The 19,634-nt window shown below is 68.9% G+C and carries 14 protein-coding genes; 9 read left to right on the plus strand and 5 right to left on the minus strand.

Annotated elements, in window-relative coordinates:
- Nucleotides 1-12 precede the first annotated feature (12 nt).
- Both K0817_RS00670 and K0817_RS00675 read right to left on the minus strand, forming a co-directional pair.
- Nucleotides 13-1,257: an extracellular solute-binding protein gene (locus K0817_RS00670; protein WP_219978406.1), complete on the minus strand. Its 1,245-nt coding sequence runs from the start codon at nucleotides 1,255-1,257 to the stop codon at nucleotides 13-15.
- A 96-nt stretch (nucleotides 1,258-1,353) separates the two neighbouring features.
- Complete coding sequence (locus K0817_RS00675; protein ID WP_219978407.1) at nucleotides 1,354-2,508, minus strand: ROK family transcriptional regulator; 1,155 nt, start codon at nucleotides 2,506-2,508, stop codon at nucleotides 1,354-1,356.
- 291 nt (nucleotides 2,509-2,799) lie between these two features.
- On the opposite strand from K0817_RS00675, the gene K0817_RS00680 reads away from it, so the two are divergent.
- On the plus strand, nucleotides 2,800-4,311 hold the full coding sequence (locus tag K0817_RS00680; protein WP_219978408.1) for a L,D-transpeptidase family protein: 1,512 nt from the start codon (nucleotides 2,800-2,802) through the stop codon (nucleotides 4,309-4,311).
- A gap of 88 nt (nucleotides 4,312-4,399) precedes the next feature.
- On the opposite strand, the gene K0817_RS00685 is transcribed toward K0817_RS00680, so the two are convergent.
- Nucleotides 4,400-6,631 carry an NADP-dependent isocitrate dehydrogenase gene (locus K0817_RS00685; protein WP_219978409.1) on the minus strand — a complete coding sequence of 744 codons (2,232 nt, stop codon included), beginning with the start codon at nucleotides 6,629-6,631 and terminating at the stop codon, nucleotides 4,400-4,402.
- 144 nt (nucleotides 6,632-6,775) lie between these two features.
- Between K0817_RS00685 and K0817_RS00690 the strand changes: the two genes are divergently transcribed.
- Both K0817_RS00690 and K0817_RS00695 read left to right on the plus strand, forming a co-directional pair.
- A complete protein-coding gene (locus tag K0817_RS00690; protein ID WP_219978410.1) occupies nucleotides 6,776-7,228 on the plus strand; it encodes a GNAT family N-acetyltransferase in 453 nt (150 codons plus the stop codon).
- A gap of 160 nt (nucleotides 7,229-7,388) precedes the next feature.
- Nucleotides 7,389-8,354 (plus strand): acetylxylan esterase, encoded by a 966-nt coding sequence (locus tag K0817_RS00695; RefSeq protein ID WP_219978411.1) that lies wholly within the window; start codon nucleotides 7,389-7,391, stop codon nucleotides 8,352-8,354.
- A 30-nt stretch (nucleotides 8,355-8,384) separates the two neighbouring features.
- Here the strand turns inward: K0817_RS00695 and K0817_RS00700 are convergent, their stop codons facing one another.
- Together K0817_RS00700 and K0817_RS00705 are read right to left on the minus strand one after the other, a co-directional pair.
- A complete protein-coding gene (locus K0817_RS00700; RefSeq protein ID WP_219978412.1) occupies nucleotides 8,385-10,514 on the minus strand; it encodes an alpha-galactosidase in 2,130 nt (709 codons plus the stop codon).
- Entirely contained in the window at nucleotides 10,511-11,533 is a 1,023-nt protein-coding gene (locus K0817_RS00705; protein WP_219978413.1) for a LacI family DNA-binding transcriptional regulator, read from the minus strand. Before K0817_RS00705 ends, K0817_RS00700 begins: the two co-directional genes overlap by 4 nt.
- Nucleotides 11,534-11,820: 287 nt before the next feature.
- Between K0817_RS00705 and K0817_RS00710 the strand changes: the two genes are divergently transcribed.
- The 6 genes from K0817_RS00710 to K0817_RS00735 are packed head-to-tail and all read left to right on the plus strand — an operon-like array spanning nucleotide 11,821 to nucleotide 19,440.
- A complete protein-coding gene (locus K0817_RS00710; RefSeq protein ID WP_219978414.1) occupies nucleotides 11,821-13,134 on the plus strand; it encodes an ABC transporter substrate-binding protein in 1,314 nt (437 codons plus the stop codon).
- A gap of 19 nt (nucleotides 13,135-13,153) precedes the next feature.
- Entirely contained in the window at nucleotides 13,154-14,146 is a 993-nt protein-coding gene (locus tag K0817_RS00715) for a carbohydrate ABC transporter permease (protein WP_219978415.1), read from the plus strand.
- Nucleotides 14,143-15,042 carry a carbohydrate ABC transporter permease gene (locus K0817_RS00720; RefSeq protein WP_219978416.1) on the plus strand — a complete coding sequence of 300 codons (900 nt, stop codon included), beginning with the start codon at nucleotides 14,143-14,145 and terminating at the stop codon, nucleotides 15,040-15,042. Before K0817_RS00715 ends, K0817_RS00720 begins: the two co-directional genes overlap by 4 nt.
- Nucleotides 15,039-17,564, plus strand: coding sequence for a glycoside hydrolase family 2 protein (locus tag K0817_RS00725; protein ID WP_219978417.1), 2,526 nt, complete (start codon nucleotides 15,039-15,041; stop codon nucleotides 17,562-17,564). The genes K0817_RS00720 and K0817_RS00725 overlap by 4 nt, the downstream gene beginning before the upstream one ends.
- Complete coding sequence (locus K0817_RS00730; protein WP_253735091.1) at nucleotides 17,561-18,532, plus strand: 1,4-beta-xylanase; 972 nt, start codon at nucleotides 17,561-17,563, stop codon at nucleotides 18,530-18,532. Before K0817_RS00725 ends, K0817_RS00730 begins: the two co-directional genes overlap by 4 nt.
- Nucleotides 18,529-19,440 carry an N-acetylglucosamine kinase gene (locus K0817_RS00735; RefSeq protein WP_219978418.1) on the plus strand — a complete coding sequence of 304 codons (912 nt, stop codon included), beginning with the start codon at nucleotides 18,529-18,531 and terminating at the stop codon, nucleotides 19,438-19,440. The genes K0817_RS00730 and K0817_RS00735 overlap by 4 nt, the downstream gene beginning before the upstream one ends.
- Nucleotides 19,441-19,634 lie beyond the last annotated feature (194 nt).

Consider the following 19,634-nt stretch of genomic DNA (forward strand, 5'->3'; position numbering starts at 1 on the left):
CGGCGCCCGGCGTCAGCCGTTGAGGATGTCTTCGATCTGGACGTCGACCTCGGCCGCGAGCGCGGCGACGTCGCCGCCCTGTGCGATCTTGACGAAGAAGTCCTCGAGGATGCGCGCGGCCTCGACCTCTGCCCAGTTCGGCGATGCCGGGGTGAGCTTGGCGTTGCTGGCGGCCTCGGCGAACGCGAGGGCCTCGGGAGTGTCGCCCAAGGTCGACGCGAGCGACTTCTTCGCCGGGATCAGGCCGTTCTCGCCATAGATCGTCTGGAACTCATCGCTCAGGATGATTTCCAGGGCGCTCTTGGCGAGGTCGGGGTGAGCCGACTGGGCCGACACGCCGATGTTCGATCCGCCCGCGAAGACCTCGGCGGCTTCGCCGTCCATACCGGGGAGGGCGTAGACGAACGGCGCGGCCGGCGGGTTCTCGGTCTCGCACGCGCTCGCCAGCCCGAGTGCCCAGTTGGGCGCCGAGAACTGGATCGCCGAGCCCTCGCAGTACGGCGTCCACGGTTCGGCGTTGTCGCCGTCCTTGGGCGCGACCGAGGCAGTGGTCATCAGGTCCTGCACCTGCAGGAGGCCGGCGACCGACTCGGCCGAGCTCAGCTGCGCGTCCCACTCCTCGCCATCCTGCACCGCGATCTCGCCACCGTTCTCCCAGATGAACGGGAGCGCGTTGTACCAGTCCTGGCCGGCGAAGTAGATGCCGGACTTGCCGGGGTTGGCGGCGGCGAGCTCCTTCGCCTTGGCGATGTAGTCGTCGAGCGTGGCCGGCGCCTCGGTGACGAAAGCGGGATCGGCGAACACGACGCGGGCGCCGGCGTACAGCGGCGGAGCGTAGAACGCACCGTCGTAGGATCCCGCCTCGACGAAGCCGGGCAGCAGGTCGTCGCCGCCGAGGTCTTCGTACATGTCACTGATGTCAAGCAGGGCGCCGACCGACGTGAAGGCGGGGGCCTGGGTGTTGCCGAACTCGACCACGTCGGGGCTGTCAGAGCTCGACAGACTCGTCGTCAGGCGGTCGACCAGACCGTCCCAGCTCTGCTCCTCGATGGTGAGCGTCGCACCCGGGTTCTCCTCCTCGAACGTCTCCTTGAGGTAGTCGCGGGCGTCCTGCGGCGTGTCGGTGCCGTTGAGCCACACGCGGATCTCAGCACCTTCGGTCTCGGACGAGGATCCGTCGTCACCGGCGCCGGCACAGCCGGCGAGCACGAGCGCAGAGGCGCCGAGGAGCGCCACAGCTCCGAGCGTCTTCTTCATGGTGTCTTCCTTTGTGTTCTCTTGGTGTTCGGCTGGGTCGGGTGACCCATCCGGGGGGTGGGGGCCGAGGCCCCGCAGGAGGAGCGCCGCGCGGTGCTACGACACTCCGAGCTGACCCGACAGGACCATGACGGCGGCACCGCGCAGGACGATGTCCTGGCCTTGCGCCGTCATGCGCACCCGCACGGCATCATCGGCCGACGGGGCGAGGGTGCGGGCACGAAGGGTCTCGACGGCTTGATCCGCAAGGGGGCCGCCGAGCAGTTCGGGAGGACCCGAGAGCACGATCTCCGACACGTCCAGCGCGCCGACGACGGGAGCCAGAGCAATGCCGAGCCGCTCCCCCGCGTCGCGCAGGACGCTCACTCGAGCGTCGTCGTCGGCTGCCTCGGCCAGCCGTGAGGTCAGGGACGGCACCGACAACCACGCCTCGAGGCATCCCACCTTCCCGCAGGCGCAGGGAGGGCCTCCGTCGGTGCCGACGGTCACGTGGCCGATCTCGCCCGCGGCGAACCGGCTGCCTCGCATCGGCTGGCCCGAAGCCAGAAGTCCCGAGCCCACGCCGCGACCGACCTTGACCAGCAGGACGTCCTCGGCGGAGCCGCCGAACGTGTACTCCGCCAGGACGGCGGCGTTCGCGTCGTTGGCGACCAGGACGGGGAGCCCGAGCGCCTCACGCAGCGCGCCCTCGAGGTCGAATCCCGCCCATCCGAAGTTCGGGGCCGTCAGGATGATGCCGTGGTCGTCGACCACACCCGGTGTGCCGACGCCGATGCCGAGGACCGGAGCATGGGAGTCCGCCACGAGCAGGCGGGCCAGCTCGACGACCGTGCCCACGAGCTCGGAGGCATCCGGCACGGGTGCTTCGCGGCGCGCCACGATGTCGCCGTCGAGGGTCAGCACGGCGCCGATGAAGGAGTCGCTGCCGGAGAGGTCGAGACCGACGATGCGATGCCCGGCACGATCGAGGTCGACCAGGATCGCCGGCTTTCCAGGGCCCGAGGCTTCGCGGACGCCCATCTCGGCGACGAAGCCGTCTGCGATGAGCTCGGCGATCAGATCCGAGATCGTCACCCGGGTCAGCCCGGTCTCGCGCGACAGATCCGCCCGGCTCATCGCGCCCTGGTGGAACAGCGTCTGCAGCAGAAGCGAACGGTTGTGGCCGCGAGCGTGCTCCGGCAGCACCTTCACGCCGTGGCGCAGCGCGCGGCCGGGGGCAAAGGCGCTGCGCGTTCCCGAGGTGGTCACCATGTTTGTTAGTAGACCTTACGAACAAACTTTGCGCAACCCCTGGTCTCGCAATCGACATGGTGTTTACCGAACCGTTATGGCGCCGCTGCCGCACCGCCGCCGCGCCGCCCTGCGTCTGACAGCTTTCGCCCTCGCCGCGACAAGCCCCCTCGGACTCACCGTGGTGATCGAGGAGTTCCCAGCCATCTGCGCCCCCTGATCTGCGGAAAAGGTGTGACCTTGCTGTGATCCGCGGGCTCCCTACGTCCTTTACCATGGGGAATGACGTTGCTCATTCCGGGGGGTTTAGACGTGACGGATCTGGCCACGAAGCCGAACGCCGACGAGGCGTCCAACGGCGACGCCGCCGCCGCCATCGATGCCCAGGCGACGGCCGAGCTCGGCACCACCGAAGACAGCCCCGCGGGCGGCGGACCCGACGCGCCCGCGTACGTGTGGGCACCGCCCGAACCGCAGCCGAAGAAGCACCGCACCGCGATGTGGATCGGCATCGGCGTCGCCGCGGCTGCGGCCGCGGCCGCAATCGCGACCTCGCTCATCCTGATCGCTCCGGGAACGACAGTCGCGGGTGTTCCGGTGGGTGGTCTCACGCCCGGGGCCGCGGCCGACGCCATCGAGCAGGGCCTCGCCGAGACGGCCATCGTGCTCGGCGGCGACGGCGGCGGGGCCGAGGTCACCGGCTCCGACTTGGGGGCCTCGGTCGACGCGCGGGGCATCGCCGATGCCGCCTTCGCGGAGCACCCGATGTGGAACCCCACCACCTGGTTCTCGGCGCCCATCGAGGCCGAGATCACGCTCGACCCCGAAGCGGCGACCGCGTCCCTGCGCGCCGCTGCGCCCGACCTCTACACCGATCCTGTCGATGCGACACTGGCTTTCGACCCGGCTAGCGCCACCTACGTCGTCACCCCCGCCGTGCTCGGCACCGGGATCGACGTCGCCGCGGTGCAGCAGGCCCTGCAGAACGCGTTCGACGCCGGCGGCATGAGCGTCGAGTTCGACGTCGTGCCCGCAGACATCGAGGCCGCGATCCCCACGCCCGCCGCCGAGGCGACCGCCGCACAGCTGAACGGCATGCTCGACACGGTCGGTTTCTACGTCGGCGAAGAGCGCACGGTGCCCGTCGACCGCGCGGTCGCGGCATCCTGGCTCACCGTCACGCCCGCACCCGCAGAGGGCGCGTTCGAGATCAGCGCCGACGCGGCGGCGATCCAGCCCGTCGTGGACGGACTCGCCGAAGCCGTCAACCGGGCACCTGAGAACGCGTTGGTGATCACCAACAGCGCCGGTCGGGTGCTGCGCACGGAGGCCGCAGGCCAGAGCGGGCGCGAGCTCGGCGACACGCAGAACGTCGCCAACGACTTCGCGACGCAGCTGAGCAGCGGTGACGCCGCGTTCGATCTGCCCGTCAACGAGGTGCCCGTCACCACCGTCTCGCTCGCCCGCCGTATCGAGGTCGACCTCGGCGACCAGCGCGCGTACCTCTTCGAGAACGAGAACCTGGTCGGCTCGTACGTGATCTCGTCGGGCCTCTCGGACACCCCGACGCCCACGGGCAACTTCACGGTGAACGGGTACTCCCGCCAGCAGAGCATGGGGTGCTTCGAAGGCGCTCCGTACTGCGTGCGCGACGTCCCGTGGGTCACCTGGTTCGCGCCCGACATCGGCTTCCACGGCGCCAACAGCCTTCGCTCTTCGCTCGGGTTTCCCCAGAGCCACGGCTGCGTGAACATGTGGGACGGGCAGGCGAAGTTCATCTACGACTGGAGCGCGATGGGAACCGAGGTCTGGGTCCACCACTGATCCAGATCCCGTCGACACAGGCGAAGGAAACAAGAGAAGAGCGGCCCCGCGGGGACCGCTCTTCTCTACGTTCTGGGCCTGACTCGCTTCAGCTCCGCTGAGAGACCAGTCCGTCGATGATCTCGTTGAACGTCGCCGACGGACGCATGATGCTCGCGACCAGTTCGGGGTCCGGGCGGTAGTAACCGCCGATCTCGACGGGTGAGCCCTGCACGGCGACCAGTTCGCCGACGATCTTCTCTTCGTTCGCCTCGAGCGCCGCGGCGACCGGAGCGAAGGCGGCTGCCAGATCGGGGTCGGCCTGCTGCTTCGCCAGTTCCTGCACCCAGTACAGCGCGAGGTAGAAGTGGCTGCCGCGGTTGTCGATCGTGCCGAGGGCGCGACCTGGCGACTTGTCGTTCTCGAGGAACGTTCCCGTCGCGGCATCCAGCGTGTCGGCCAGCACCTGCGCCTTGACGTTGCCGGTGAAGTCAGCGAGGTGCTCGAGCGACGCGGCGAGCGCGAAGAACTCGCCCAGCGAGTCCCAGCGCAGGTAGTTCTCGCCGACGAGCTGCTGCACGTGCTTCGGTGCCGACCCGCCGGCGCCGGTCTCGAAGAGCCCTCCGCCCGAGAGCAGCGGCACGATCGAGAGCATCTTGGCGCTCGTGCCGACCTCGAGGATCGGGAAGAGGTCGGTGTTGTAGTCGCGCAGCACGTTGCCGGTGACCGAGATGGTGTCCTCACCCTTCCGGAGCCGGTCGAGCGAGTACTGCGTCGCCGCCGCCGGAGCCAGGATCTCGATCGTGAGGCCCTCGGTGTCGTGGTCGGCCAGGTAGGCCTTCACCTTGCCGATCAACTGGGAATCGTGCGCGCGCGTCTCGTCGAGCCAGAAGACCGCGGGAGTGGCGCTCGCGCGAGCGCGCGTGACCGCGAGCTTGACCCAGTCGCGGATCGCGACGTCCTTGGTCTGGGTGGCGCGCCAGATGTCACCCGGCCGCACGGTGTGCTCGAGGAGCACGTCACCGGAGCGGCCGACGACCTGAACGACGCCGGGAGCCGCGATCTCGAAGGTCTTGTCGTGGCTGCCGTACTCCTCGGCCGCCTGCGCCATGAGACCGACGTTGGGCACCGAGCCGATCGTGGCCGGGTCGAGGGGGCCGTGGGCGTTGACGTCGTCGATGACGGTCTGGAACACGCTCGCGTACGACGAGTCGGGGATGACGGCGAGCGTGTCATCCTCGCCGCCGTCGGCGCCCCAGAGCTTGCCGCCGTTGCGGATGAGCGCCGGCATCGAGGCATCCACGATCACATCGGAAGGGACGTGGAGGTTCGTCAGGCCCTTGTCGGAGTTGGTGTACGACAGGCGCGGGCCACGCTCGAGGTCGGCCGCGATGGCCGCGGCGATCTCTTCGCCGCCCTCGACCGACGGAAGGCCGGCGAGGATCGCACCCAGACCGTCATTGGGGGTGAGTCCGGCCTCGGCGATCTTGTCGCCGTACTTCGCGAACACATCGGCGAAGTAGGCCTTCACGACGTGGCCGAAGATGATCGGGTCGCTGACCTTCATCATGGTCGCCTTGAGGTGCACCGAGTACAGCACGTCATCGGCGGCGGCATCCTTCAGCGTCTGCTCGAGGAAGGCATCGAGCTCGGCCGCCGACAGGAACGTCGAGTCGACGATCTCGCCGGGGAGCACCTTCAGACCGCTCTTGAGCTCGGTGACCGTGCCGTCCTCGGCGACGTGACGGATGGTGAGCACGTCGTCGGCGGGAGAGACGAAGGACTTCTCGTTCGAACGGAAGTCGTCGTGGCCCATCGTGGCGACACGGGTCTTCGAGCCCTCGGCGAACGGCTTGTTGCGGTGCGGGTGCTTGCGCGCGTAATTCTTGACCGACAGGGGCGCCCGGCGGTCGCTGTTGCCCTCGCGCAGCACCGGGTTGACGGCCGAGCCCTTGATGCGGTCGTACCGCGCGCGGACGTCCTTCTCTGCGAGGGTCTCGGCCTCGTCGGGGTAGTCCGGGATGTCGTAGCCCTGCGACTGCAGCTCGGCGATCGCGGCCTTCAACTGCGGGATCGAGGCCGAGATGTTCGGCAGCTTGATGATGTTCGCCTCGGGCAGCGTGGCGAGGCCGCCCAGCTCGGCGAGCGCGTCACTCACCTGCTGCTCGGGTGTGAGGTTCTGCGGGAAGGCGGCGAGGATGCGCCCGCCCAGCGAGATGTCGCGCGTATCGATCTCGACCCCGGCCTGACCTGCGACGGCCTGCACGATGGGGAGGAAAGAGGCGGTCGCGAGCGCCGGAGCCTCGTCGGTATAGGTGTAGATGATGGTGGAGTCGGTCACCTGGAATCCTTCGTACGGGTCGGCCGACAGCCTATCGCACAGGACCAAGATGTCTCGACGTCAAGATATCTCTTCCGGTGAACGGGGTGTGAAACCGCGGGCGCGACAGTGCCGGATGTCGTCATCCGGGCTAGCCTGTGCTTCATGGGTGATCTGCGACTCGTCGAACTGTCCGCCAGCACGATCGTGGCGGTCAACAACATGTCGCTCAAACCCGGCCAAGAGCAGTTCCTCGCACCCGTCAGCTACGGCGTGGCCGCGACGGTCGTCAATCCCCAGACGACGTGGCAGCGCGTCGTCCTGGACGGGGAGGAGGTCGTCGGCTTCGTCAGCGCCAACTTCGACCCCGAAGAGACGCAGGACCACTTCCGCTCGGTGCTGTGGCGCATCAACGTGGACGCCGACGATCAGGGCCGCGGCGTCGGCCGGTTCGCGGTCGCGGGGCTCCTCGAAGAGGCGCGCAACCGCGGCATGGACCACGTCGACGTCATCTATGAGGCGGGCGAAGAGGGTCCTGAGGCATTCTTCCGTCGCGTGGGCTTCACGCCGGTGGGTGAGACCGAGTACGGTGAGGTCATTGCGGAGATCCGTCTGTAGTCCGATCCCCCGTCAGACCGACATGTCCGCCTGGATCAACCCCTGAGCCGGGGTTTCTCGAGACCGGCGGCGGGGCCTCGAATACCCCTCCCCCATCGAGGCCTCGTCGCCCTCGAGCGCCGGTGCGCTCTGAGGGGGATCCGCCCGCTAGGGTAAGCGCGTGCCGAGATTCGACCTCCCCCTCGCTGAGCTTGAGCAGTACTCCCCCGTCATCCGTGAGCCCCTCGACTTCGACGACTTCTGGGCGGCCACGATCGATGAAGCGCGGAGGTCGGATGCCGCGCCCGAGATCGCGCGGGCAGAGACTCCCCTGACGCTCGTCGAGGTCTTCGACCTCACCTTTCCCGGATACGCCGGCGAACCGGTCAAGGCGTGGCTCACGCGGCCGGCGGGCGTCGAGGGTCCGCTTCCCGCGGTCGTCGAGTTCAACGGCTATGGCGGTGGGCGCGGCCTGCCGGGCGAGCGCCTGAACTGGGCGGCGGCGAGATACGCGCACCTGTTCATGGACACGCGGGGACAGGGCTCGATGTGGGGCTCGGGCGGGCAGACCCCCGATCCGCACGGCGCCGGCCCGGCATCGGCGGGCTTCATGACCCGCGGCATCCAGGACCCCGCGACGTACTACTACCGTCGCGTGTTCACAGACGCCGTGCGCGCGGTGGACGCCGTCCGGAGTCTGCCCTGGGTCGACGCCGAGCGCGTCTCGGTCTGCGGCGGCAGCCAGGGCGGCGGCATCGCGCTGGCTGCGGCCGCGCTGAGCGACGGCCTGGTCGCCGTCATGCCGGATGTGCCGTTCCTGTGCCACTTCGAGCGCTCGGTGGGCCTCACCGACACCGACCCCTACCAGGAGGTCGTGCGCTACCTCTCGGTGCACCGTGGGGCCGACGACCGCGTGTTCGAGACACTGTCCTACTTCGACGGCGCGAACATGGCCACGCGCGCTGATGCCTCGGCGCTCTTCTCGGTCGCGCTCATGGACACGGTCTGCCCACCCTCGACGGTGTACGCGGCATACAACCGCTACGCCGGGCCGAAGCAGATCGAGGTGTACACCCACAACAACCACGAGGGCGGCCAGGCGTACCAGTGGGCGGCGCAAGCGCGCTTCCTCACGGCCCTCGTCTAGCTGCCCGTCCGTCCGACTCCGCCGGCCGGGTCACAGCGCCTCGATGTGCAGCACGAAGGCCTGCAGCGGCCACAGCGTCGGCAGTTGCAGGCCGACCTCGGCGAGCACCGCGCCGGGAAGCTCGATCTCGCCGTCCCGGAACCATTCCGGGGCGATCCAGCCGTACTGCGGGCCGCCGATCTCGCGGCGGACCCGGACTCGATAGCGGCGGTCGCCGCTCAGCCCCGGGATCCGCAGGCGCTCGGCACGGGCATCCTCCAGGCTCGCCACCGTCGCCGCGACGATGACGGCCGCGCTCGCGCCCACGAAGGCGGTGATCCGCCACGCCGGATCCCGCACCTCCGGATGCACCACCGTGCCACCGTGCAGGACCGGCCGCAACTCCTTGTAGAGGGCGGCGAACCGCGTGATGGCCGCTGTCTCGTCGGCGTCGCACGACAGGATGTCCCACTCGAAGCCGGCAGACCCCATCAGACTGGTCGCCATGCGGTACGACAGCGCGGTGGTGCGGCCCGACGAGTGCGACGTCGTCGGTCCGACGTGCGCTCCCACGAGCTCGGGCGGTAGCAGCAGACCCGTCCAGCGCTGGATGTCCTGTCGCTCGACCGGGTCGTTGGAGTCGCTGGCCCACACGCGGTCGGCAACCTCGAGGATCCCCAGATCGGTGCGCGCGCCACCGCTGGAGCACGACTCGATCTCGAGTGCCGGATGACGTGTCTTCAACTCGCGCATCAGCGCGTAGACCGCGCTCATCTGCGCGTGGCCGCCGGGCCTTCCGGCGTGGACGCTCTCGACCAGATCGCGGTTGTGGTCCCACTTGATGAAGTCGATGCGCAGCTCCCGCACGAGCGCGTCGATCTGACCGAGCACGTGCGCGTATGCGGCGGGGTTCGCGAGGTCGAGGACGTACTGCTGACGCCACGACAGCGACCGGTCGTGATCGAGGTGACCGGCGTCGTGGAGCAACCAATCGGGGTGAGCCCGCGCGACGTCGGAGTCGAGGCTGACCATCTCGGGTTCGAACCAGAGCCCGAACTGCATGCCGAGCCGGTGGACCCGGTCGGCGAGCGGAGCGAGCCCGTCCGGCCAGACACCCTGGTCGACCACCCAGTCGCCGAGGCTCGTCGAATCGTCGCGTCGCCCGAGGAACCACCCGTCGTCCAGGACGAAGCGCTCGATTCCCACGTCTGCGGCGCGCTCGGCGAGCGCCGTGAGGCGAGCCGCGTCGTGGTCGAAGTACACGGCCTCCCACGTGTTGAGCACGAGCGGGCGTGGCGAGGCCGGATGCTGTGACCGGGCACGCAGCCACGTATGGACGCGCTCGGCGAAACCGTCGAGCCCCTCGCTCGAGTGCACGAACGCCGTCCGCGGCGCTCGGTACGCCTCGCCCGGTGCCAGGCGGATCTCGCCGGGCCGCAGCAGCTCGCCGGCGCCGATGAGCGTCAGGGCGTCGGTGACGCGATCCACGCGCATGGTGAGATCGCTCGACCACGCCAGATGAACACCCCACAGCTCGCCGCTGCGCCAGCGCGGCTCGCCGATGGAGGCGATCGCCGCGATGGGGCTGTCGTGGCCGGGACGCCCGCGACGGGTCTGACGGACGGTCGCGCCGGCGGGCATCGCCGTGACGACCGGACGTTTCTCGCGCGCCCAGCGACCATCGAAGGTGAGCAGTGAGTCCGTCGTCGACGGCACCGGCAGCGACGCCTCGAACCAGTCGATGTCGATGGCATCCGCCTCGGGCGTGCCCTGGTGGGCGAGCGCCTGCTCGACCCAGACCACACCGCCCGCCTCGATGCCGATCGAGACGGTGAGGAGCAGTCCGGATGCCTCGTCCCGCGCCTCGACCGTGAATCGCTCTCTGCTCGCCTCGTCCGCGGTCACCACCCAGCGCGGGTGGTGAACGATGCCACGGCGGCGAAGCTGCATACCCGGCCGGCCCGACCATCCGTCCCCCTCCTGCGGTGACAGAGACAGCTGCCATGCGGCGTCGAGGGTGCCCGGCGGGGTCTGCCGGCTGAGAGCAGCCGCGATGGCGTCGGGGGCGATGTCGGCGCCGAGTGCGCCTCCCCAGTGCAGCACATGCGGCAAGGCGGCGCCCTCTCGTGCGATGAGCAGGGCGACGCCGTCGCGTTCGAGGTGGAAGAGGCGTCGGGTCATACGGGGTTCCTCTCAGCGGGGGGTCGTTCGCCGGTTCCGCGCTCGAGGATCCAGGTCGGCATCTCGAGTTGGCGGGTGAACCCGGCGGGGTCTTGCATGCGCTCGATCGCGAGGCTCGCGGCGGCGCGCCCTAAGTCGACCGGATCATGCGTGATCACAGAGACTCCGAGGACATCTGCGGTGTCGAAATCGTCGAAGCCTACGAGGGCGGTGTGCGTGTCACGACGATCGCGAAGCACGCGCAGGGCACTGATCGTGACCCGGTTGTTTCCGGTGATGATCGCGGTGGGCGCGTCCTCGATGTCGAGCAGGTCGGCGATGAAGCCGTCCGCGGGGACGGAGAGGTCGTCGGCGAGGCGCTCCCACCGCGAGGAATCGTGAACGCCGTAGGCAGCGAGGGCGTCGCGATAGCCCCGCAGGCGCTCGGCCTGGGTGTAGACCGACGCAGGGTTGCAGATGTAGCCGATGCGCCGGTGTCCGCGCTCGAGGAGCCTTGTGGTCGCGTCGAACACGCCGCGATGGTTCTCGAGCACGATCGAATCGGCGACGAGATTGCGTGCCGGGCGGTCGATCGCGATCACGGGCGTGCCCAGGTGCCGCTCGCCCTCGAGGTACGACTGGTCATCGGCGACGGGGATGAGCAGCAGCGCCCCCAGTCGCTGTCCGAGGAGAGCGTCGGCGACGCGCTCCTCGCCCTCGGCGGTGTCGTCCGTCGTCGCCACGACGAGCGAGAATCCGCTCGCGGACAGCTCGCGCTCGATACCCGCCGCGACCTTGTAGTAGAACGGGTTGCTCAGCTCGCCCATGATGAACCCGATCGTGTTGGTCGACCCGCCGCGGCGCAGGCCGCGCGCCAGGGGGTTCGGCCGGAACCGCAACCGCTTCGCCGCTGCGAGCACACGCTCGACAGTCTCGGGCGCCACGAGGTCGCGGTGCGTGAAGACCCGCGAGACGGTCTTCGAGCTCACGCCGGCGAGACGTGCGACGTCTTCGAGTGTCGCGCGCTGCTGAACGGTCATGCGGGCCCCCTTGCCGAGCGCCTTCACGCTAGCATCGCCGGCGGGCAGATGTCTACGTAGGACATTCACGGGACATCACGCGCTCAGCATCCACTTTATGGCGAATAAATCACCAGATGAAGACGCTATTCCGTGATCGCAGCACATATCGGACAAACAAAGACAGCGCTGACATTCACGCCTTGCGAAAGCGTTTCGACACTGCGTACTCTGACCCCGCGACGAACGCGCGCCGGTGCGAAGAATGCGCCGGCGGTTCAAGGGCGAACCTGACAAGGAGACATCTCATGGCGAAGAAGGCATTCGCGAGCATCGCGCTGCTGGCCACGGCCGCGGTCGCGGTGAGCGGCTGCGCCGGCGGCGGCGCAGCTGACGCAGACAACACGATCGACGGCGAGGTGACGGGCGACATCAAGGTCGTCACGTGGCGCACGGATCTGGTCGAGGACGGCACCTTCGAGAAGTACGCGGAGGAGTTCAATAAGGAGTACCCCGACGTGAACGTCACGTTCGAGGGCATCACCGACTACGCCGGCGAGATGCAGACCCGCATGTCGACCACCAACTACGGGGACGTCATCGGCATCCCCGCCATTCAGCCCGACCAGTTCGACCAGTTCCTCGAGCCGCTCGGCGAGACCGCCGACTTCGAGGACACCTATCGGTTCCTTCCCGCAGCGAGCTTCGAGGGCACGCAGTACGGCATCGCGTTCGGCGGCAACTCCAACGGCGTCGTCTACAACAAGAAGGTGTGGGAGGAGGCGGGAGTGACCGACCTGCCCACCACCGAGCAGGAGTGGCTCGACGCGCTGCAGCTCATCAAGGACAACACCGACGCCATCCCGCTCTACACCAACTACAAGGACGGCTGGCCGCTGACCCAGAGCTTCGGAAATCTCGGCGCGATCACGAACGATCCCGACGCGTCGACAAAGATGGCCGAAGACCCTGCCCCCTGGACAGAAGGCAAGGACCAGTACGCGATCGACTCGCTGCTGTACGAATCGGTCGCAGCCGGGCTGACCGAGGAGGACCCGCTCACCACGAACTGGGAGCAGTCGAAGGTCGACCTCGGAACAGGCAAGATCGCGGCGATGACGCTCGGCTCGTGGGCCATCTCGCAGATGCAGGCGGCAGCCGAAGAAAACGGCGGCTCGGCTGATGACATCGGCTTCATGGCGTTCCCCGCGAACGTCGACGGCACGCAGTACGCCGTGATCGGCGGCGACTACAACCTCGCCGTGAGCCGGCACTCGCAGGCCAAAGCCGCCGCGTGGGCGTGGATCCAGTGGGTCGTGGAGGATTCCGGCTACACCGAGACGCAGGGCATGATCTCGCCGGTGATCGACAAGGATCTGCCCGAATCGCTGCAGGGCTTCGCGGAGGCCGGAGTCGAGCTCATCGAGATGAACCCCGCCCCCGCCGGCAAGGAGGGCCTCATCAACGAGGTCGCCGACGACTCGCAGATCGACCTGTACGGCCCCATCTACCGGCAGAAGCTCGTCGACATCGCCCGCGGCGCCGCCGACGGCGACAAGGACAGCTACTTCGCCGAGCTGAACGAGCGCTGGGGCGCATCGGTCGAGAACCTCGCGGGCTGAGCGAGAGGACGGCAGCGACATGGCCATTGCAGCTCCGGGTGCCGCACCGGCGGATGCCCCTGCCATCCTCAGCGCTCCCGCGCGGGCGCGGCGACTCGGCGGGTTTCCTCGCCGATCCGCCCGCCCGCGCGGCGGCTCCGCCGGGCGGAGCCTCCTGCAGAAGCTCACGCCCTGGTTCTTCCTCGCCACGGCGGTGGGACTGCTGCTGCTGTTCACCTACTGGCCGGCGGTCAACCTCTTCTACTACAGCGTCACGGACTGGGACGGCATCGACCTGGAGAAGAACTTCGTCGGCCTCGACAACTATGTGCGTGTCTTCAGCGATCCGCGGATCTTCGCCGTATTCGGCGTCAGCCTGTACTACTTCCTGGCCTCGTTCGCGCAGATGGCGATCGCGCTGTACTTCGCCGCGATGCTGAGCTTCTCCACCCGATTCTCGAACCTCTTCCGCGGCATCCTGTTCTTCCCGTATCTGATCAACGGCGTCGCTATCGGTTTCGTCTTCCTGTACCTGTTCCAGCCCGGCGGCACTCTCGACACCGCGCTGGGCTGGTTCGGCGTCAGCGACCCGCCGCAGTGGCTCGGCGACCCCGACATCGTCAACTGGTCGCTGGCCGGCACGTCGGTGTGGCGCTACACCGGCTTGAACTTCGTGCTGTTCCTGGGCGCGATCCAATCCATCCCGCACGAGCTCTACGAGGCCGCCGAGCTGGACGGTGCCAGCCGGTGGCAGCAGTTCTGGGCGATCATCTTCCCCGGCATCCGGCGGGTCGTCGGCCTGTCGTTCATCCTCGCGATCGCCGGCAGCCTCAGCGTCTTCGAGGTGCCGTTCATCATGACCGGAGGCGCCAACGGCTCGGCCACCTTCGTGATCCAGACGCTGCAGACGGCCTTCAGCTTCCGGCAGGTCGGACTCGCCTCGGCGATGGCCGTCGTGCTGCTGCTCATCGTGCTGGTCGTCACCTGGATCCAGCGCCGAGTGTTCCCCGACGAGAAGGTCGATCTGACATGACGACGACACCCGTCCGCACCATGCCCCTGCGTACCTCGCCGCCCCGAGCAATCCGCGGTCGTTCGCCCGTGGAGCGCCTGCGCAGCACGAGCGCGACCACCGCGAAGTACACCAGCCTGGTCATCGCGGCCATCGTGACGCTGCTCCCGCTGTCGGTGCTGCTGTTCGCGAGCCTGAAGACCGCCCCGGAGTACGCCGAGACGGGGCCATTCGACCCACCGTCGAACTGGCTCAACTTCGACAACTTCGTCACCGCGTTCACCAGCGGCCAGATGCTCGAGGGCTTCGTGAACACCACCATCGTGCTCGTCGTCTCTCTCGTGGGTACGGTCTTCATCGGCACGATGGCCGCCTACGCGCTGGATCGCTTCGCGTTCCGCGGCAAGAAGCTCGTGATCGGACTCTTCCTGGTCGCGACGCTGATCCCGGGGGTGACCACCCAGGTCGCGACGTTCCAGCTGATCAACGGCCTCGGGCTCTACGACACCAAGGCTGCGCTGATCCTGCTCTTCATGGGCACCGACATCATCGCGATCTACCTGTTCATCCAGTTCATGCAATCGATCCCGGTGTCGCTCGACGAAGCCGCGATGATCGACGGCGCCAACCGGTGGACGATCTACTGGCGGATCGTGCTGCCGTTGCTCAAGCCGGCGATCGCGACCGTCGTCATCATCAAGGGCATCGCGGTGTACAACGAGTTCTACGCCCCCTTCCTCTATCTGCCGTCCGAGGGCATGATCTCCACGTCGCTGTTCCGGTTCAAAGGACCATTCGGCGCACAGTGGGAGGTCATCGCCGCCGGAACGGTCGTCGTCATCATCCCGACCCTCATCGCCTTCCTGCTGCTGCAGCGCTGGATCTACAAGGGCCTCACCTCAGGAGCCGTCAAGTGACCTCTGCCCTCCCGCTCACCGCGTCTCTCGCGCGCGTCCCGTTGCACGACGGCTGGCATCTGCGGGCCGTCGCCGGACCGGCGCCGCGGCCGATCGCCGCGGCATCCGTCACCGCCGTCGTGCCGGGGTGCGTCCACACCGATCTGCTGGCCGCGGGGCTGATTCCCGACCCGTTCCTGGACGACAACGAATCGGCGCTGGCGTGGATCGGTCTGGTGGACTGGGAGTACGCGACCTCGTTCGAATGGGCGCCCGACTCGGCTGCGCGCACCGACCTCGTCTTCGACGGGCTCGACACCGTTGCGCGGATCGCGCTGAACGGTCGCGAGCTCGGCGTGGTGGCGAACCAGCACCGCTCCTACCGCTTCGATGTGCGGGATGCCCTGGTCGAGGGCACGAACGAGCTCGTCGTGCGCTTCCGCTCGCCGGTCAAGTACGCCAACGAGCAGAGCATGGCGCTGGGCACGCGGGAGCGCCCGTACCCGCTCCCCTACGACGCGATCCGCAAGTCGGCCTGCAGCTTCGGGTGGGACTGGGGCATCGCGACGTACACGAGCGGCATCGTCAAGCCGGTCGCGCTCGAGACCTGGTCGGCCGCCCGGCTGGCGCACACGCGCGTGGTCGCCACGCCGCGTGGCGCGGGCGGCGTGATCGAGGTCGACGTGACCGTCGAGAAGGCGAGGGATGCCGCATCCGCACTCTCGGTCAATGTCGCCGTGAACGGGCCGGGTCTCGGCGGTGAGCCGCTGCCCGCAGAGGTTGTCGCGCTGGACGGCGATCGCGTGCGCGTTCGCGTGGAGCTGCCATCGGTGCAGCGCTGGTGGCCGGCGGGCTACGGCGAGCAGCCGCTGTACACGGTCGACATCGGGCTGCACGGCGAAGGGCCGGAGCCGCTCGACGCACAGCGTCGGGTCGTCGGATTTCGCGACGTGCGCTGGGACACCACGCCCGACGAGAGCGGCACGCCGTTCACCCTGGTGATCAACGACCAGCCGGTGTTCGTGAAGGGCGCCAACTGGATCCCTGACGACGCCCTCCCCGTCCGCATCACCCGCGAGCGCCTGCGCCGCCGTTTCGAGCAGGCGCTCGGCGCGAACCTGAACCTGATCCGGGTGTGGGGCGGCGGCCTGTACGAGTCCGACGACTTCTACGAGCTGGCCGACGAGCTCGGCCTGCTGGTGTGGCAGGACTTCCTCTTCGCGTGCGCCGCGTACGCCGAAGAGGAGCCGCTGCGCTCCGAGGTCGAGGTCGAAGCGCGCGAGAACATCGTGCGACTCTCACACCATGCCTCCCTCGTGCTGCTCACCGGCAACAACGAGAACCTGTGGGGCTACGAGGACTGGGGCTGGAAGCAGCGGCTCGACGGCAAGACGTGGGGAGCGCACTACTACTACGAGCTGCTGCCGTCTCTCGTGGACGAGCTGGCGCCGCACGTGCCCTACGCGCCGGGAAGCCCCTTCAGCCCCGGCGCGGGTTGGGACGGCTTCGCCCAGACCGGGCCGCACCCGAACGACGAGCAGCACGGCAGCATGCACCTGTGGGAGCAGTGGAACCGCCGCGACTGGACGACATACCGCGAGCACCGTCCGCGGTTCGTCGCGGAGTTCGGCTGGCAAGGCCCGCCGACGTGGACGACACTGACCCGCTCGATCTCGGACGACCCGCTCACGCCCGAATCTCCCGGCATGATCGTGCATCAGAAGGCGATGGAGGGCAACGTCAAGCTCACGAGCGGGCTGGTGCCCCACTTCCGGATGCCGGAGGCCATGGAGGACTGGCACTGGGCGATGCAGCTCAACCAGGCGCTGGCCGTGCGCACCGCTCTCGAGCACTTCCGCTCGTGGGCGCCGCACACCCAGGGCGCCATCGTGTGGCAGCTCAACGACTGCTGGCCCGTCACCTCGTGGGCCGCGATCGACGGCGACGAACGCCCCAAACCGCTGTACTACGGCATCGCGCATGCGTTCGCGCCGCGGCTCGTCACGATCCAGCCGCGTGAGGCCGGCTTGCTGGCGGCCGTGCTCGTCAACGACAGCGCGCAGCCCTGGCAGGGCGAGTTCACCGCGCGCCGCGTGAACTTCGACGGCGACGACCTCGCGATGTTCGCGCAGACCGTGACGCTCGCCCCGCGCGAGACGCTCACGCTCACGCTCTCGGCCGATGTCGCCGAGTCCGGCGATGCGGCGCACGAGGTCATCGTGGCAAGCCTCGGCGACCTTCGCGGGACGTGGTTCTTCGTTGAACCGCGAGACTCCGGCCTGGGCGCAGCGGCGGTCGAAGTGCGCGCCGACGCGGCGCCGGAGGGCACGCTGGTGACCCTCACGGCCTCGACTCTGGTGCGCGACCTCGCCCTGCTGGTCGACAAGGTCGACCCCGAGGCGGTGGCCTCCACAGCGCTGCTCACGCTGCTGCCGGGCGAGAGCGCGACGGTGCTGGTGCGCCACAGCGGCGAGACTCTCTCGGCCGCTGCCCTCTCGGATCCGCGAGTCCTGCGCACGGCCAACGAACTGGTGGCACGATGAACGCCTGGCGGTCGACGGCGCTCGAGCCGTACGTGGCCGGCATGACGTGGGGGTGGACGGGCGTGCGCGGCACGTGGGCGACGGCTGAGGCATCCGATTCCCTTCGCGCGATGGCCGACCACGGCGCGAACTGGACCGCCCTTGCCTACTCGGCGCTGCAGGCGACCGCGCAGTCGACCGATGTCCGCTTTCGAGAGGCGCCGACGGTCACCGACGACGAGATCGTCTGGGCGATTCGCGAGGCGAAGGCGCGCGGTCTGAAGGTGTGCTTGAAACCGGTCGTGAACGTCGCCGACGGCACGTGGCGCGCCTACATCGGGTTCTTCGACTGGGATGTGCCGGGCGAGCCGAGCTGGACGGAGTGGTTCGCGTCGTACCGCGAGTTCATCCTGCACGCGGCGCGCCTCGCCGAGTCCGAGGGGTGCGAGATGCTGTGCGTGGGCTGCGAGATGGTGCGCGCCGACGCGCGCGCCGATCAGTGGCGCGCGCTGATCGCCGATGTGCGCGAGGTGTATTCGGGCCTGATCACGTACAACTGCGACAAGTACCAGGAGGATTACGTCTCGTGGTGGGACGCGGTCGATGTCATCACCTCGAGCGGCTATTACCCCATTGACACATGGGACGCCGAGCTCGACCGGATCGAGCAAGTGGTCGCCGCGCACGACAAGCCGTTCTTCTTCATGGAGGCCGGATGCCCGTCGCGCGAGGGATCGCCGGACCGTCCGAACGACTGGTCGCTGCCGGGCGCGCCGTCGGGCGAGGCGCAGTTGCGCTACTACGAGGTCATGTTCGCGGCGTGCGATGCGCGGCCGTGGATGCGGGGGTTCATGCTGTGGGACTGGCCGCCCTCGCTCTACGCCCTCGATGACGCCGCCCGCAACGACGACTACTGCCCGTACGGCAAGCCCGCCGGCGACTTCCTCCGTGAGAAATACACGGCGCTTCGCGACGGGAGCCTGCGATGACCGCCGGAGTGCTGGCGATCGACGCCGGCCAGACCGGGATCAAGGTCCGCCTGGGCGGACACGACATCCTCTTTCCTGGCATCCGCACCGCCGAGCCCCTCCTCCCCCAGCTGGCGGCTGTCGCGCACGGCGCCGTCGAGAAGACCGGGATTCCCGCGTCGATCATCGCGGCCGGCGTCTCGGGGCTGACGACGCGAGAAGCGGATGCCGCGGCCCTGCTCTCGCGCATCGACGACGCCGCGGTGCACGAGGTGCTGCTCGCGCACGACTCCACGACGTCGTTCCTCGGAGCCCTCGCCGACGGGCGCGGCGCCGTCGTCGCCGCCGGCGGCGGGGTCGTCACCCTCGCGGTCGGGCGAGACAGCGTGGCGCGCGTCGACGGCTGGGGCTACCTCATGGGCGATGCGGGCAGCGGCTACTGGATCGGACGCGAGGCGCTGGAGGCCGTCATGCGCGAGTACGACGGACGCGGCCCCGCGACGCGCCTGACCGACGTCGCGCGCGAGCGCTGGCCCGACCTCGCGCAGGCCTACATCAGCCTGCAGTCCGCCGAGGACCGCGTGAGCATCATCGCCTCGTTCGCCGAGCCGGTGGCCCGGCTGGCCTCGGACGGCGATGCGGTGTCGCAGCGCATCACGGTGCGCGCCGGCGGAGAGCTCGCGCACAGCGTCGAGACGGCACTCCGGCGCGTGCGAACCGACGACGCCGAGCGATTCTCGGTGTGCGCGATCGGCGGTGTGTTCCGGTCGGCGCAGCTGCGCGAGGCGTTCAGGTCGCACCTGGCTGCCAGCGAGCTGGACGTCGCACTCGTGGAGCCCCTCGGCCATGGCATCGACGGCGCGGTCGCCCTCGCCGGCCTCGCGCCGGCGCATCCGCTCGCCGCCGCCGTCTCCGTCGCCCGAGCCTGATGGGGCCCTTCCCCGCCCCGGCCCCGGCCCCGCCCCTGCGCCGGGGGCATCCCCTCGCCGGCGAACTGTGGCGCCGCCCGGCGGATGATCGAGCACATGTCGGAGGATCGGGGCCTTACTCGCCGACAACGACACGAAGCTCCGCCCGGCGGTGAGCGGCTTCACCGCCCGGAGGATGATCGAGCCCACGTCGG

It is taken from the genome of Microbacterium sp. HD4P20 (genome assembly GCF_019449275.2).
In the GTDB taxonomy this organism is placed as follows: domain Bacteria; phylum Actinomycetota; class Actinomycetes; order Actinomycetales; family Microbacteriaceae; genus Microbacterium.